This is a genomic window from Rhizobium sp. USDA 3886 (genome assembly GCF_056279785.1).
In genome coordinates this window covers 986568-1002749 of sequence record NZ_JBWCDC010000003.1, presented here as the reverse complement: position 1 = coordinate 1002749, position 16182 = coordinate 986568, and the positions used below count along the sequence as shown (strand labels likewise).

At 59.4% G+C, this 16182-nt stretch carries 11 protein-coding genes; 10 read left to right on the top strand and 1 reads right to left on the bottom strand.

From position 1 onward, the window contains the following. The first annotated feature begins 56 nt into the window (after nucleotides 1–56). From ACZ9BX_RS27615 to ACZ9BX_RS27575, 9 genes are all read left to right on the top strand, one after another. On the top strand, nucleotides 57–1952 hold the full coding sequence (locus tag ACZ9BX_RS27615; RefSeq protein ID WP_476221355.1) for an ABC transporter ATP-binding protein: 1896 nt from the start codon (nucleotides 57–59) through the stop codon (nucleotides 1950–1952). Further along, complete coding sequence (locus ACZ9BX_RS27610) at nucleotides 1946–3856, top strand: ABC transporter substrate-binding protein (RefSeq protein WP_476221353.1); 1911 nt, start codon at nucleotides 1946–1948, stop codon at nucleotides 3854–3856. The genes ACZ9BX_RS27615 and ACZ9BX_RS27610 overlap by 7 nt, the downstream gene beginning before the upstream one ends. Nucleotide 3857: 1 nt before the next feature. Continuing rightward, nucleotides 3858–4856, top strand: a complete 999-nt coding sequence (locus ACZ9BX_RS27605) for an ABC transporter permease (protein WP_132564697.1) — start codon at nucleotides 3858–3860, stop codon at nucleotides 4854–4856. Next, complete coding sequence (locus ACZ9BX_RS27600) at nucleotides 4856–6028, top strand: ABC transporter permease (protein ID WP_165928237.1); 1173 nt, start codon at nucleotides 4856–4858, stop codon at nucleotides 6026–6028. The genes ACZ9BX_RS27605 and ACZ9BX_RS27600 overlap by 1 nt, the downstream gene beginning before the upstream one ends. Nucleotides 6029–6121: 93 nt before the next feature. Then, complete coding sequence (locus tag ACZ9BX_RS27595) at nucleotides 6122–7330, top strand: glycosyltransferase family protein (RefSeq protein WP_476221351.1); 1209 nt, start codon at nucleotides 6122–6124, stop codon at nucleotides 7328–7330. Nucleotides 7331–7341: 11 nt separating this feature from the next. Further along, nucleotides 7342–8589: a glycosyltransferase family 4 protein gene (locus tag ACZ9BX_RS27590; RefSeq protein ID WP_476221350.1), complete on the top strand. Its 1248-nt coding sequence runs from the start codon at nucleotides 7342–7344 to the stop codon at nucleotides 8587–8589. Continuing rightward, a complete protein-coding gene (locus ACZ9BX_RS27585) occupies nucleotides 8586–9719 on the top strand; it encodes a glycosyltransferase family protein (protein WP_476221349.1) in 1134 nt (377 codons plus the stop codon). The genes ACZ9BX_RS27590 and ACZ9BX_RS27585 overlap by 4 nt, the downstream gene beginning before the upstream one ends. Nucleotides 9720–9910: 191 nt before the next feature. After that, on the top strand, nucleotides 9911–12625 hold the full coding sequence (locus tag ACZ9BX_RS27580; RefSeq protein ID WP_476221348.1) for an ABC transporter transmembrane domain-containing protein: 2715 nt from the start codon (nucleotides 9911–9913) through the stop codon (nucleotides 12623–12625). Nucleotides 12626–12732: 107 nt separating this feature from the next. Then, nucleotides 12733–13203 (top strand): cyclic nucleotide-binding domain-containing protein, encoded by a 471-nt coding sequence (locus ACZ9BX_RS27575; RefSeq protein WP_027511109.1) that lies wholly within the window; start codon nucleotides 12733–12735, stop codon nucleotides 13201–13203. A 69-nt stretch (nucleotides 13204–13272) separates the two neighbouring features. Here the strand turns inward: ACZ9BX_RS27575 and ACZ9BX_RS27570 are convergent, their stop codons facing one another. Next, a complete protein-coding gene (locus ACZ9BX_RS27570) occupies nucleotides 13273–14607 on the bottom strand; it encodes an MFS transporter (protein WP_476221347.1) in 1335 nt (444 codons plus the stop codon). A 372-nt stretch (nucleotides 14608–14979) separates the two neighbouring features. On the opposite strand from ACZ9BX_RS27570, the gene cyoA reads away from it, so the two are divergent. Next, nucleotides 14980–16167: a ubiquinol oxidase subunit II gene (gene cyoA / locus ACZ9BX_RS27565; protein WP_476221346.1), complete on the top strand. Its 1188-nt coding sequence runs from the start codon at nucleotides 14980–14982 to the stop codon at nucleotides 16165–16167. The last annotated feature ends 15 nt before the right edge of the window (nucleotides 16168–16182 follow it).

Sequence of the window (16182 nt, the reverse complement as noted above, 5' to 3'; positions counted from 1 at the left end):
CGGTACGATAGTGTGCCTTAACGGGAACACAAAAGTGACTGGGGAATATCGTTGGTATGGCGTCCGCGTTCGACTTATTGCGTATCGAGAACCTTGACGTTTCATTCTCGGTGTTCGGGGATAAGCTGCGCGTTGTAAAAAATGCCGAACTGCGCGTTCTTCCGGGAAAAGTGACCGCACTGGTCGGTGAATCCGGCTCCGGCAAATCGGTCATCAGCCAGTCGATCATGGGCATCCTGCCGAACGCCGCAAAGGCAAGCGGCCGCATTCTTTTCACCGATCCACTCAATGGCGAGACTACCGATATCCTGCAATTCGGCCGCGACAGCGAGGAAATGCGGGATCTGCGCGGCCAGCGCATGGCAACGATCTTCCAGGAACCGATGACTTCGCTCTCGCCGCTCCACACGATCGGCAACCAGATCAGCGAAGTGCTGCTGATCCACACGGACGCCGATAAGAAGCGAGCGCGCGAAAGAACCGAAGAGATGCTCGGCCTTGTCGGCTTTGCCAATCCGAAACGCACCTACGACATGTATCCGTTCGAGCTTTCAGGCGGCATGCGCCAGCGCGCGATGATCGCGATGGCCCTGATCTGCAGGCCGGCGCTGCTGATCGCCGACGAGCCGACCACGGCGCTAGACGTAACCATCCAGGCACAAATTCTCGAGTTGCTGCGCGAGTTGCAGCACAAACTCGGCATGGCCATGCTGCTCATTACCCACGATCTCGGTGTCGTGGCCAACATGGCCGACGAGGTCGTCGTGATCTATCACGGTGAAATCATGGAAGCTGGGCCCGTAAATGCGATATTCCGCAATCCGCAGCATCCATACCTTAAGGGCCTGATGGCTGCCGTGCCGCATTTCGACATGAAGCCGGGCGAGCGGCTGAAGGCCCTGCGCGATGTGCCGGTCAATCTGGAATCGTTCCTTGGCAAAAAGCAGATGGCGGAGACGGACGCCCCGAAGCTTTTGCTTTCGGTCAACAACCTCTCCAAGGCCTTTACGACACGCAAGCGCAGCCTTTTTGGCAGGGATGAAGCCGCGGTCGTGCGGGCCGTCGACGACGTCAGCTTTGATATCCAGCGGGGCGAATGTCTGGGGCTCGTCGGCGAATCCGGCTGCGGCAAGACCACTGTCAGCAAGATCCTGATGCGCGCAGTCACGCCCGACGGTGGCTCGGTGATCTTCAACGACGGCAAGGACGTGATCGACGTTCTTTCCGTCAAGGGCGACGACCTGCAGGCGCTGCGCACCAAGATCCAGATGGTGTTCCAGGATCCGGTCTCCTCGCTGTCGCCGCGCATGACAGTGCGCAACATCCTGAGCGAGCCGCTGGAAATCCATGATCGCGGAGACGGCGCCGAACGCAAGCGGAAGGTCGAAGCGCTGATGGGCGCGATCGGCCTCGACCGGCGCTACCTGAGCCGCTACCCGCACAGCTTCTCCGGCGGCCAGCGCCAGCGCATCGGCATCGCCCGCGCCCTTGCTCTCGGTCCTAAGCTCATCATCCTCGACGAACCGGTCTCCGCACTCGATGTTTCCGTGCAGGCGCAAATCCTCAATCTGCTGAAGGATCTGCAGAAAGAGCTCGGCCTGACCTACCTCTTCATTTCGCACAATCTCGCGGTTGTCGACTATATGGCCGATCGTATCGCGGTGATGTGCAAGGGCCGCATCGTCGAAATCGCCCCGCGCGAGATCATCTTGCGGGACCCGGTGCATCCCTACACGAAGTCGCTGCTTGCCGCCGTGCCCTTCCCCGATCTCGACCGGCCGCTCGATTTCGAGGCGTTACGCAAGAACGGCGCCGCCGACAAGCAGAACTGGGGCATAACCTTTACCGCTGAACATGACGACGCGTCAGAGCTCGCCTATGCCGATCTCGGCAACGGCCACCTAGTGCGCGCCCGCAAGGGTGCCGATGCAAAGGAACTACGTGCATGGTAAGCCGCCGAACCTTTCTCGGCGGCCTGATCGGCTCAGCCTTCGGACCCTCGATCGCATATGCTGTGGGCGACCGTGATATCGAGCCGGAATTCCTGCGCGACCTTTTGAGGGCAGGCCGTATTCCGCCGATGGTCGAGCGGCTCCCGAAGCATCCGCGCATCGTCAACATGAAGGAGGCCGGCCTGACGCCTGGCGTCTACGGCGGTTCGGTGCGTACCATTATCGGCAGCGCCCGTGACATCCGCTACATGACCGTTTACGGCTATTCGCGCCTTGTCGGTTACGACAAGCACCTGCGGTTCCAGCCGGATATCCTCGGCGGCTATACTTCGGAAAATGATGCCGTCTTCACCTTCCACCTGCGCGAAGGCCACAAATGGTCCGACGGCCATCCCTTCACGTCCGACGATTTCCGCTACTGGTGGGAAGACGTCATCCTCGACAAAGCCCTGACGCCCGGCGGCGGCGCGCTCGAACTGCGACCTCACGGCACGCTTCCGCGTTTCGAGGTGCTGGACGAATTCACCGTCCGCTACAGTTGGGACAAGCCCAACCCGAATTTCCTGCCGGCGCTCGCCGGCCCGTTGCCGCTCGTCATCTTCGGTCCCGCGCATTACGTCAAGCAGTTCCACAAGAAATACCAGGATGACTTCCGGCTTTCCGCACTCATGCGCGAGAACCGCGCGAAGAAATGGGTCGACCTGCACATCAAGATGTCGCGCGCCTCGCGTCCGGAAAATCCGGAACTGCCGACGCTCGATCCGTGGCGCAACACGACAGCGCCGCCAGCCGACCAATTCATTTTCATCCGCAACCCGTTCTTCCATCGTGTCGACGAAAACGGCATGCAACTGCCCTATATTGACCGCTTTATCGTGAACGTCAGCTCGTCATCGATCATCGCGGCCAAAGCGGGTGCGGGTGAATCCGACTTGCAGGCGACCGGTATCGACTTCAACGACTATACCTTCCTGAAGGAGGCCGAGAAGCGTTTCCCGGTAAAGGTTAATCTCTGGAAGCAGGCGCGCGGATCGCGGATCGCGCTGCTCCCGAACCTCAATTGCGCCGACGAAACCTGGCGGAAGCTTTTCCGCGACGTTCGCTTCCGCCGGGCGCTGTCGCTTTCGATCGACCGGCACGAAATCAACATGGTGGCCTTCTATGGCCTCGGCATGCCGAGCGCCGACACCGTCCTGCAGGACAGCCCGCTCTACAAGCAGGAATATGCCGACGCCTTCATCCAGTTCGATCCAAATGAAGCCAACCGCCTGCTTGACGAACTCGGTCTTGCAAGGCGTGACGGCGAAGGCTTCCGCCTACTGCCGGACGGACGGCGAGCGGAAATCATCGTCGAAACTGCCGGCGAGAGCACGCTCGATACCGACGTCCTCGAACTCGTGCACGATCATTGGAAGAATATCGGGCTCGCGCTCTACACGCGAACTTCGCAGCGCGACGTCTTCCAGAGCCGCGCCATGAGCGGCGCGATCATGATGTCGACATGGTTCGGCATCGAGAACGGCGTTCCGACCGCCGATATGGCGCCTAACCAGCTCGCGCCAACCGTGGACGACCAGCTGCAATGGCCGATCTGGGGCATGTACTATCTCTCTGTCGGTCAGGAGGGCAGTGCGCCCGACCTGCCTGAGGCAGTCGAGCTCGTCGACCTCCTCAAGCAGTGGGGTGCCACTGCCGACTTCCGCGAGCGCGAAGCGATCTGGCATAAGATGCTGTCGATCTATACACAGCAGGTTTTCTCGATCGGACTCATCAACGGCGCGCTGCAGCCGATCCTGCGTTCTGCCAAGATGCAGAATGTGCCGGAGCGGGCGCTCTACGGCTTCGATCCAACCTCCTATCTCGGCATCTACATGCCGGATGCTTTCTGGCTGAAGGAGGCGTGAGGTGCTGAAATATATCCTATGGCGGATTGCCGCGATGGTGCCGACGCTGATCGTGATTTCGGCGCTCGTCTTTACGATCATCGAACTGCCGCCGGGCGATTTCTTCGAAAGCCAGATCGCCGAACTGCGGGCGCAGGGCGAGAGTGCGAACCTGCAGGAAATCGAGGAGCTGCGCCAGCAATACGGCTTTGATAAGCCGGCAATCATCCGCTACGTCTACTGGGTCGGCGGCATGCTGCACGGCGATTTCGGCTATTCGTTCGAATACCAGCTGCCGGTTTCGGCAGTGGTCGGCGACCGCCTATGGCTGACGATCCTCGTTTCTTTCACGACGATCCTGCTCACCTGGCTGATCGCTTTTCCGATCGGCATCTATTCCGCCACCCATCAATATAGCTGGAGCGACTACGGACTGACGTTCCTCGGTCTGCTCGGCATCGCCATTCCGAACTTCATGCTGGCGCTGATCTTAATGTATTTCGCCAATATCTGGTTCGGCATCTCGATCGGCCATCTGATGGATCAGAAATACCTCTCCGAACCTATGAGCTGGGAGAAGGCGCGGTCGATCCTGTCCCATCTCTGGATCCCCGTCATTATCGTCGGCACGGCAGGTACGGCCGGCATGATCCGCCGCCTTCGCGCCAATCTGCTGGATGAGATGCAGAAGCAATATGTAACGACTGCGCGCGCCAAAGGCCTTCATCCAACCCGTGCGCTGATCAAATATCCGCTGCGCATGGCGCTCAACTTCTTCGTCGCCGACATCGGCTCGATCCTGCCGTCGATCATTTCCGGCGCCGAGATCGTCGCCATCGTGCTGTCGCTCGAAACGACTGGCCCGATGCTGATCAAGGCGCTGCAGAGCCAGGACATGTATCTTGCCGGTTCTTTCCTGATGTTCCTTGCCTTCCTGAATGTCATTGGCGTGCTGGTTTCCGATATTGCGCTCGGCTTCCTCGACCCGCGCATCCGTCTGCAAGGCAGGAGCACCAAATAATGTCGCCCTTGCCGCCGCCCGGCGCTCCCTTGCAGCACTACGTCTCGACCGCACCGTTCGATCCGATCGCCACGGAAACGATGACGGCTGCGAATTCGCGCATTCACCTTGCTTCCCAGAAGCAACTGATGTGGTGGAAGTTCAAACAGCACCGTCTGGCGCTGGCTTCCGGCATCTTCCTGCTTGCCATTTATCTGATGATCCTGGTCGTCGAGTTTCTGGCGCCTTACGGCCTGCACACGCGCAATGTCGATTACATCCATTCCCCGCCCCAGCGCGTGCACTTCTTCGACAAAGGCGAGTTCGTCGGTCCCTTCGTCTATGGCCGCGCGATGCAACTCGACCTCGACACGCTGCGTCGGATCTATACCGACAAACCGGACGACGTTCAGCCGATCCGTTTCCTCTGCCGTGGCGATTCCTACAGGTTCTGGGGCTTCGTTCAGTCCAATCTTCATCTTGTCTGCCCGGCAGAAGGGGGCCAGATGTTCCTGTTCGGCACCGACCGTCTCGGGCGCGACGTACTTTCCCGTATCCTCTACGGGGCGCGGATTTCGTTGACGATCGGCCTGCTCGGCATCGCGATCAGCTTTGTGCTCGGCATCGTCATCGGCGGCCTTGCCGGCTATTGGGGCGGCGTCTTCGATCTCATCGTCCAGCGCGTAATCGAGGTGCTGCAGTCGCTGCCGAGCCTGCCGCTCTGGATGGCCCTTGCGGCCATCATGCCGGTGACGTGGAGCCCGATCGTCATCTATTTCGGCATCACCGTCATCCTCGGTATCATCGATTGGACCGGGCTTGCACGTGCGGTGCGTTCCAAGCTTCTGGCACTGCGTGAGGAGGATTACGTGCAAGCTGCCCAGCTCATGGGGGCAAGCACGCCCCGGGTCATCGGGCGGCACCTTGTTCCCGGCTTCATGTCGCATCTGATTGCCTCTGCAACGATTTCGATCCCGGGCATGATCCTTGGCGAAACGGCGCTTTCCTTCCTGGGCCTCGGCCTCCGTCCGCCGATCACCAGTTGGGGCATCTTGCTCACCGAGGCCAAGAGCGTCAGTGTCATCGCCTTTTACCCGTGGCTGCTTTTCCCGATCATTCCGGTGGTTCTTGTCATTTTGGCCTTCAACTTTCTGGGAGATGGGTTGCGCGATGCAGCAGATCCCTACAAATAGCAGCAAGCGCGGCGGAGGTATTCCGTTCTGCCATGTCTCGGCCTCCGGAAAATCGGGGGTCTAAGTATGTCGTTCGCCCCGAAGGAACTGCCCATGGCCAGACGCGTGGAAGATGCTCGCATCCTGATGTATAGCCACGACACGTTCGGGCTCGGCCATCTGCGCCGCTGTAGGACAATCGCACATGCGCTGGTCGAGGACTATCGCGGTCTCAATGTGCTGATCATTTCCGGCGCAACGATCGCCGGTGCGTTCGACTACCGGGCGCGCGTCGATTTCGTGAAGATCCCCAGCGTGATCAAACTTCATAACGGCGAATATACGTCGATGGCGAGCCATATCGACCTGCACGAAACGCTGAAGATGCGCGAATCGAGCATCCGCCATACGGCTGAGACCTTCCAACCGGACATCTTCATCGTCGACAAGGAGCCGATGGGACTCAAGGGCGAAGTCGAAGATACGCTTGCTTATCTGAAGGCTCAGGGCACGACATTGGTGCTCGGTCTCCGCGAAATCATGGATGCGCCGCATCTGCTCGACGCCGAGTGGAAGCGAAACGGCATCATGCAGAAGATCGACCAGTATTATGACAGCGTTTGGGTGTACGGGCCGCCCGAGTTCTACGATCCGCTGATCGGCCTCGATGTCCCGAAAAGCGTGCGCCGGAAAATGGACTTCGTCGGCTTCCTGCAGCGCAGCGTTTCGAAAGGAAACACCTCGATCAATGCCCGCAAGGACGACTACATCCTCATCACCACCGGCGGCGGCGGGGATGGCTCCGACCTCGTTCATGACGTGATGAACGCCTATGAGCATGATGCGACGCTTGAGCAAAAAGCACTGGTCGTACTCGGGCCTTATATGCCGGCAGCCGAGCGGTCGAAACTCGTCAGGAAGGGCGAGAAGATTTCCTATATCGAGGTGATCGAGTTCGACAACCATATGGAAGAGCTCATCGTCGGCGCCACGGGCGTCGTTGCCATGGGTGGCTACAACACCTATTGCGAAATCCTTTCCTTCGACAAGCCGGCGCTCATCGTGCCGCGCATCAAGCCGAGGGAAGAGCAGTTGCTGCGCGCCCAGCGCGCCAGCGCCCTCGGCCTGGTGGACATGCTGCTTCCTGATCAGTCGGCTGATCCGACTGTCATGGCCGAGGCGCTGAAGCGGCTGCCGCAACGCCTGCCGCCATCAAAGAGCGGAAGCGATATGCAACTCGAAGGGCTCGATCATATTTCGCAGACAGTCGGCCACTGGCTCGACAATCGCGGCAGCCGTCTTGCCGTCGTCGGCGCAGAGTAAAGAACAAAGCCTTGCCGGAACGCCGCAAGATCCTTGTCGTGCTGAAAGGCTACCCACGCCTTTCCGAAACCTTCATTGCCCAAGAGTTGCTTGGCCTGGAAAAAGCAGGCTTCGACCTGACGCTGATTTCGATGAGGCGGCCGACCGACAAGAAACGCCATCCAGTGCATGACGAGATCAAGGCCCGCGTCGTCTACCTGCCGGAATACTTGCACGAAGAGCCGATGCGCGTACTGAAGGGACTTTTCGCCGGCTTCGGAAAGCCGGGATTCAAGGCGTTGATGAAGCGCTTCCTGGCCGATCTGCCGCGCGATATGTCCCGCAACCGCTTCCGCCGCCTCGGTCAGGCGCTGGTCCTGGCTCGCGAATGGCCGGATAGCGGCCAGTGGCTGCACGCGCATTTCATCCACACACCTGCTTCTGTGACCGAATATGCAAGCATCCTGACGGGCGTGCCCTGGACCGTCTCGGCACATGCGAAAGACATTTGGACGTCGCCCGACTGGGAGTTAAATATCAAACTTGGCAGCGCCCGCTGGGCGGTGACATGCACCAGGAGCGGCTACGAGCATATGCGCAGCCTAACCGACCGGCCGGATGCGGTGCATCTCAGCTATCACGGCCTCGATCTGGCCCGCTTCAGCCATTTCGAAGGCCAACATTCAGGCCGCGACGGCGCCGACCCTGCCCATCCGGTTCTTCTGTTGAGCGTCGGCCGGGCGGTCGAAAAGAAGGGCTACGACGTGCTGCTGTGCGCGCTTGCCCTGCTTCCGAAAAGCCTGCATTGGCGTTTCGAGCATATCGGCGGTGGTGATGAACTTGCCAAGCTGAGGGCTCTCGCTTCAGAGCTCGGGCTTGCCGGCAAGATAAGCTGGAAAGGCGCAATGGCGCAGGAGGAGGTGCTCGGCCATTACCGCCAGGCTGATCTCTTCGCGCTTGCGTGCCGTATCGCATCCAACGGCGATCGGGACGGTTTGCCGAACGTGCTGGTCGAGGCGTCGAGCCAGCGATTGATGTGCCTTTCGACCGATGTTTCAGGCGTTCCTGAACTGCTGACAAACGGTGAGAACGGTCTTGTCGTTCCGCCCGATGATCCGCAGGCGCTCGCTTATGCACTCGAGGCGGCAATCCGTGATCCGGCGCTGCGCCGCCGTCTCGGCGATGCGGCGGAAAAACGCGTGCGTGAACATTTCGACTATCATTCCAGCGTAAAGCAGCTAATAGGCCTCTTTGAAGAGGAATGGCAAAAGCCCTCATGAGTGCAAAACGCATCCTCTTCTACGTCCAGCACCTGCTCGGCATCGGCCATATCGCGCGCGCAAGCCGCATTGCGGACGCTTTGGCCAAGGACGGCTTCGATGTGACGATCGTGACCGGCGGCCTGCCGGTTTCCGGTTTTCCCAGCGAAGGCGTGAAGACCGTGGCGCTGCCAGCGGTCGTCGCCAGCAATGCAGGCTTTTCTGGCCTTGCGGACGCCGACGGCAATGTCGCCGGCGAGGAGTTTCTCTCGCGACGTCGCGATCTGCTGCTTGCAGCGTTTCAAGCGGCGAAGCCGGACGCCGTCATCATCGAGGCCTTCCCCTTCGGCCGGCGGCAGATGCGTTTCGAGTTGCTGCCGCTGCTCGATATGATCGAAAAGACCGATCCGCGGCCGAAGCTTTTCACCTCCGTGCGCGACATCCTGCAGGAAAACCGCAAGCCAGGGCGCGACGAGGAAACCGTCGACCTGGTGAAGCGCCACTTCGATGCCGTGCTTATTCACGGTGATCCGGATTTCGTGCGGCTTGAAGATACCTTTCGGCTGACAGCTGAAATCGCAGACAAGGTGCATTACACAGGCCTCGTTGCAGCAGCACCAGCGGCCGAGCCAGCGGAAATCTTCGACATCATTGCCTCTGCGGGCGGCGGAGCCGTTGGCCTGGACTTGATCCGCGCGGCCCGCGATGCAGCCGCCATGCTCCCCGAAAGCCATCGCTGGCTGCTCGTTACCGGTCCCAATTTGCCGGAAGCGGACTTTATAGGCCTGAGCCGGAACGCGCCCGCTAACATCACGCTCACGCGCTTCCGCAAGGACTTTCCTTCCCTGCTGCGCGGCGCGAAGGTCTCGATCTCGCAGGCGGGCTACAATACGATCGGAGACCTGCTGCATGCGGATTGCTGCTCGATCCTCATTCCCTTTGTCGCCGGCGGCGAAACGGAGCAGACCGTGCGGGCCGAGCGCCTGCAGGCGATGGGTCTTGCCACTATTCTTCCGGCGCAAGGATTGACGGCCGAGCATGTGGCGGCGGCGGTCGAAAGCGCGCTTGCAGCGCCGGCCAGAAAGGAAGTGGCGCTCGATCTGACAGGCGCCGGGACAACCGCTTCGATCATCCGATCGATGCTCGGTTGAATCGCTCGCCTATTATGAAAATCCTGTGATATAACTAACCTCTGGCGAGAATCGGCATTCAACATCAATCCGCTTCTCCTTGATCTTCTACGATATCCGGCGGTCCGGTTGCATGAATCTGTTTTCGGCATCTCCCCTTTTGAACGGCCCGATATCGCGGTCCGCCCTTTCCCATCAGGCTGACGATTAGCATGGAAAAAAGCCTCGCCCGCTATATCTGGTCGAACACGCGCCGGCAGCAGCTTTGGATTCTGGCCGTGGTCGCCGTCTCGATGGTCCCTTACTTCCTGTCCTTCGATCTGCCGAAACAGATCGTCAACGGACCGATCCAGGGTGATGGCTTCGAGAATGCGAATGCGAGGCAGACCTTCATGCATATTGCCTACGACATCCCGCTGATCGGGCATGTCGAATTCTTCGAGGGTCTGCAGCTCAACCGGCTGCAGACGCTGATGGCGCTGAGCCTCGTCTTCCTGGCACTGGTGGTGCTGAACGGCCTCTTCAAGTTCTATATCAACACCTATAAGGGCCGCCTCGGCGAACGGATGCTGCGGCGTATCCGGTTTCAATTGATCGACCGGGTGCTGCGTTTCCCGCCCGTTCATTTCAAGCGCGTGAAATCTGCTGAAATTGCCACGATGATCAAGGACGAGGTGGAGCCGATGGGCGGCTTCACAGGTGATGCTTTCGTCTCGCCTGCCCTTCTCGGCGGCCAGGCGCTGACGGCGCTTGCCTTCATCATTGTCCAGAATTTCTGGCTCGGCATGATTGCAGCAGCAATCGTTGGCGTGCAGGCGGTCATCATTCCGCGTATGAGAAAACGGCTGCTCGAGCTCGGCCGCCAGCGCCAGTTGACGGCCCGCGAGCTTTCCGGCCGCGTCGGGGAGATTGTCGAGGGGATCGGCACGATCCACGGCAATGACACCTCGAACCTGGAACGTGCTGACATCGCTACGCGTCTCGGCCTGATCTTTTCAATTCGTTACCACCTTTACCAGTGGAAGTTCCTGGTGAAGTTCCTGAACAACTTCCTGGCTCAGGTGACCCCCTTTCTCTTCTACGCGATCGGCGGCTATCTGGCGCTGCAGGGGCGCCTTGACATCGGCCAACTCGTCGCCGTCATCAGCGCCTACAAGGATCTTCCAGGACCATTGAAGGAATTGATCGACTGGGATCAGATGCGCCAGGACGTTCAGGTGAAGTATCAGCAGGTCTATGAACAGTTCAATGTCGAGCCACTCATCGACAGCCGGATCCAGGAAATCCCGGCAGAAGCAGTCGGCCCACTGACGGCGGCACTCGTCGTCAGCAACCTCGCCGTCAGCGACGATAGCGGCGCGCGTCTGGTCGATCGCGTCTCGGTCGAGATCAGGCCGAACGAGACGGTGGCGATCGTCGGGCCGAACGGCAGCGGTGCGGAGGCTTTCGCAGAAGCGCTCGGCCGCATCGTCTGGCCCGACTCGGGCCGTATCAGCATCGACGGCCGCGACCTTCTGGAGCTGCCGGAATCGATAACCGGCCGCCGCATTTCCTACGCTTCCGCCGATATTTATTTTTTCCACGGCACGTTGCGTGATAACCTGCTCTACGGCCTCAAGCATGCGCCGCTGACCGATCCGGGCTACGAAGGCGAGGCCGCGCAGGAGTTCAAATGGCATGCCGCCGAGGCGCTGAAGGCCGGCAACCCGACGCTCGACCTCAACAGCGACTGGGTGGATTACAACGCCGCCGGCGCGACCGGCCCAGACGATCTGCTGACGGCAATCCGGCCGGTGCTCGATGCCGTCCTGATTTCGCACGACATCCTTGACCTTGCTCTCCGCTCGACGGTCGATACAAGCGTGCACGTTGCTCTTGCAGGTCGCATCGTTGATCTGCGCCGGTCGCTGCGCGAACGCATGAAGGACGAGAACCTCGATGCCGTTGTCGTGCCTTTTGACTTCGACAACTATAATCCCCAGGCAACGGTCGGTGAAAACCTGCTTTTCGGCACGATGAAACGGCCGATGATGAACAACCGCAGGCTTGCGGCACACTCGTATTTCCAGCAGCTTTTCCGCGATACGGGCCTCAGCAACGACCTTTATGCGATGGGTCTGGAAATCGCCGAAAACGCTGTCGAACTCTTCCACGATCTGCCGCCGGACCACCCCTTCTTCCAGCAGCTGACCTTCATGACGGCGGATGATATTCCGACCTATCAGGCATTGCTCCAGAAATTGCAGAGCCGCAGGTTCGAGGATGCGACTATCGACGAGCGGTCGATGATCATCCGGCTGAGCTTTGCCTATATCGAGCCGCGCCACCGCTTCGGCTTGCTGAGCGATGAGCTGATGGCGAAGATTGTGGGCGCCCGCAAGCAATTTCACGAGAATATACCGGACGATCTGGCAGCTCTCATCGAGCGCTACGATCCCGAGCGCTTCACCTCATCCGCGTCGCTGATGGACAATGTGCTGTTCGGCCGCATCGCCTATCAACAGGCGGACGCGTCCGATCGTATTCGTACCATCATGAGCGAACTCTTCGACACGCTTGATCTTTTCGACGACGTGTTGTCGATCGGACTTGAATTCGATGTCGGCTCCGGCGGCAAGCGATTGACCATGGTCCAGCGGCAAAAACTCAACCTTGCCCGTGCGCTTTTGAAACGTTCTGATTACTTCATCTTCAACCGGCCGCTTCCCGCGCTCGATCAGCGTGTGCAGGATCAGATCATCCGCAATGTCGTTCAAGGTCTACACGAGGAAGGTAAACGTCCAGCGATTATCTGGGTACTTTCAAACGCACGACTTGCAGAAATCTTTGATCGGATTCTGCTTTTTAATCGCGGTGATTTAGTGGAGGCCGGGAACTATCCTGAACTTTCCGAGAAAAACGGTATGTTCAAGGAACTGTTATCGTAATATTCTATTAGAGCGGCAGAGACGGCATTCTTGCGAGGGAATGTCAGTAGAGTTATTTAAAGCGCGTTCTCCTTCGGCGAGGAGAAGCGGCAGGGGGTGAGACGCTCATGCTGTTGAGAGATGAAGTCGAAATGCTACGGCGGGTGCCGATCTTCGCAAGGGTCGCCCCGGCGAAACTCAAGCTTTTGGCCTTCACCTCCGACCGGATGACCTACAAGGCCGGTCAGGACCTTTTCCACCAAGGCGATCCGGGCGACGCGGCCTATGTCGTGCTTTCCGGCACCGCCGATATTCTGGTGAATTCGCCTGCAGGCGACATAAAGGTCGCCGATGTCGAGGTTAATTCCATCGTCGGCGAAATCGCCATTCTCTGTGACGTGTCGCGTACAGCAACCGTCCGTGCCACGTCCGCGCTCGAAGTGCTTCGCATCAGCAAGGAACATTTCCTGAAGCTTCTCAGCGATTTTCCCGAAATCGCCGTCGAGATCATGCGCGTCCTTGCCGACCGCCTGAACCACACGACCGCGGAACTGACGGCAGCACGTGCTGCAAAAAAGCCGCAGGCAGCCCTTCAGTAATTTCGGCAAATCCGGACGTTAAAAAACCCGCGCGGCGGAGAGCCGGCGGGCTTCATGCTTCGGTCGTCGCTATTCGCGCTGCTCCAGCGCCTTGCTGAAGGCAAGCGCGGCAAGCGTGCAGATGGCGCCTGAAAGCAGGTAATAGCCGACAAAAGGCAGGCCGAAGCGGCTGGACAGGCCAAGCGCAACGAGCGGCGCAAAACCCGCACCCACCAGCCACGCGAGATCCGACGTGAAGGCTGCGCCCGTGTAGCGGTAGCCGCGGCCGAATCGCGAAGAGATCGAACCGGTCGCCTGCCCGAACGAAAGGCCAAGCACACCGAAGCCGATGATGACGAAAGCATCCTGACCAGTGTCGCCGGCGGCAATCAGCATCGGGCCGATGAACGAGAAGATCGCAATCAGCACGGCGCAGACGGCAAGCTGACCGCGGCGGCCGATGCGATCGGCGATCAGGCCCGAGGCGATGATAGCGACGATGCCGACCATGGCACCGATGATCTGCACGACCAGGAAAGTGCCGAGCGGTTGACTGCCGTAGAGGCTCATCCAGCCAAGCGGAAAAATAGTAACGAGATGGAACATCGCAAAGCTTGCGAGAGGCACGAAGGCGCCGATCAGAATATCGCGGCCGTGGACGCGGAGGACATCGAGAATTGGCGCGGCTTCCAATTCATGCTGCTCCAGAAGCGTGCCGAACTCCTTGGTCATGACGAGACGCAGGCGGGCAAAGAGCGCCACGACGTTGATCGCGAACGCGACGAAGAACGGGTAGCGCCAGCCCCAAGAGAGGAAATCATCGTTTGAAAGATTAGCGATGAAGAAGCCGAAGAGGGCGCTCGCCAGGGCAAAACCGATCGGCGCGCCGAGCTGCGGGATCATCGCATACCAGCCGCGGTGCCGTTCCGGTGCATTGAGCGCCAGCAACGAAGCAAGCCCATCCCAGGCGCCTCCGAGAGCAAAGCCCTGTCCAAGGCGAAAGAGAGCAAGCAGCGCGATCGACCAGTAGCCGATTTGGCTATAACCGGGCAGGAAGGCTATCGAGGCTGTCGAGCCGCCAAGCAGGAAGAGCGCGATCGTCAGTTTTGTGCCGCGGCCGTAAAGGCGGTCGACGGTCATGAAGACAACGGAGCCGACAGGGCGGGCGAGAAAAGCCAGCGAAAAGATCGAGAAAGAATAAAGCGTCGCCGTCAGCCGGTCCGGCGCGAAGGGAAAGACAAGCTGCGGGAAGACGAGAACCGAGGCCAGGCCGTAAACGAAGAAATCGAAAAATTCCGACATGCGCCCGATGACGACACCGATCGCGATGCTGCCCGGCGAAACCGGCTTATCGTCATGAATTCTGCGGGCGTCGCGTTCCAGCGTGCGCGATGACGGTCCGTAGTGTACTTGTGTTTCAGCCATTTAACGCCTCCCTCGTTGAAGTGCTTGTACGAAGCGCCTCAAGACGATCTTGATCAAACCTGCCGGGTTATCAAGTCCGCGTGACGTAAATAGTTCATCATCCATTTCCAAAATTGCAATGCAGGTCGCAAAATGCATGAGGGACGGCTGGCGGAAACTGGCCAACGCTGCTTTTGCGGATATATAGGCCGGGAAACATTTCATCGCCGATCAAAATCCTTACTGAATTAATCAGGATTTCAGGAAGGCCGTAAAAAAACGATACTCTGCCGCATCGCGGCATATTTGCTGCACTGCGACCAAACACCTCATGTCACCATGCCGTTCCGTGCTTTAGTCGCGGTTCGGACGAAACAACAAGAGCTTAGAGACGTGCAAAAACTGATGAAGTTTTCCCGCCTTCTATTCGCATTGCCGCTGTTCATGCTGGCAGGGTGCAATCTGGTGGTGATGTCGCCTTCGGGCGATATCGCGAATCAACAGGCGGACCTCATCATGGTCTCGACCTTCCTGATGCTGCTGATCATCGTGCCCGTCTTGTTCTTGACACTGTTCTTCGCCTGGCGGTACCGGCGCTCGAACACCGCGGCAACCTATGATCCGGAATGGCATCACTCAACCCGCCTCGAAGTCGTGATCTGGTCGGCGCCGCTTGCTATCATCATCGCGCTCGGCGCAATCACCTGGATCAGCACCCACAAGCTCGACCCTTATCGCGTGCTGGATCGGCTGGACGCAGAACGTGCGATTCCTGCCGACGCGAAGCCGCTGACTGTCGAAGTCGTAGCGCTCGATTGGAAGTGGCTGTTTTTCTATCCGGATCTCGGCATCGCGACCGTCAACGAATTGGCCGCCCCTGTCGACGTGCCGATCAATTTCAAGATCACCGCCTCTTCGGTGATGAACTCGTTCTACATCCCGGCGCTCGCCGGCCAGATCTACGCCATGCCGGGCATGCAGACGAGGTTGCACGCGGTCATCAACAAGGAAGGCGAGTACGAGGGCTTTTCCGCCAATTACAGCGGCGATGGCTTCTCGCACATGCGCTTCAGGTTTCACGGCCTCAACCAGCAGGGCTTCGACGATTGGGTCACCCGCGTCAAATCCCAAGGTACGGCGTTGAACCGCGATGCCTACCTGAAGCTTGAAAAGCCGAGCGAACGCGAGCCGGTGCGCTACTACTCCAGCGCCGAGGCCGGCCTCTACGAGGCGATCCTCAACATGTGCGCGACGCCCGGAAAGATGTGTATGAACGAGATGATGCATATCGACATGATGGGCGGCGGCGGCAGGGAAAGCGCCGAAAACCGCGAGCGGCTGGAATATGACAACCGTCATGCCGAACAAGGTGAACGCGCCAATGCCCCGACCTTCCCGGCAACCGGCACGCCGGCTTTCAGCGACGAGGCGCCGAAGGGCACGGAAAACAGCGGCCAGCAGCCCGGCGCCCAACCGCAGCAGGGCGGGCAGACCATGCCCGGAATCCAGCACGATGGCCATCCGATGCCGGGCATGAACCACGGCAGCGGCAATCCGGCTCAGCCGGGCAACAACAATTAAACCTAGCGCTTTGCG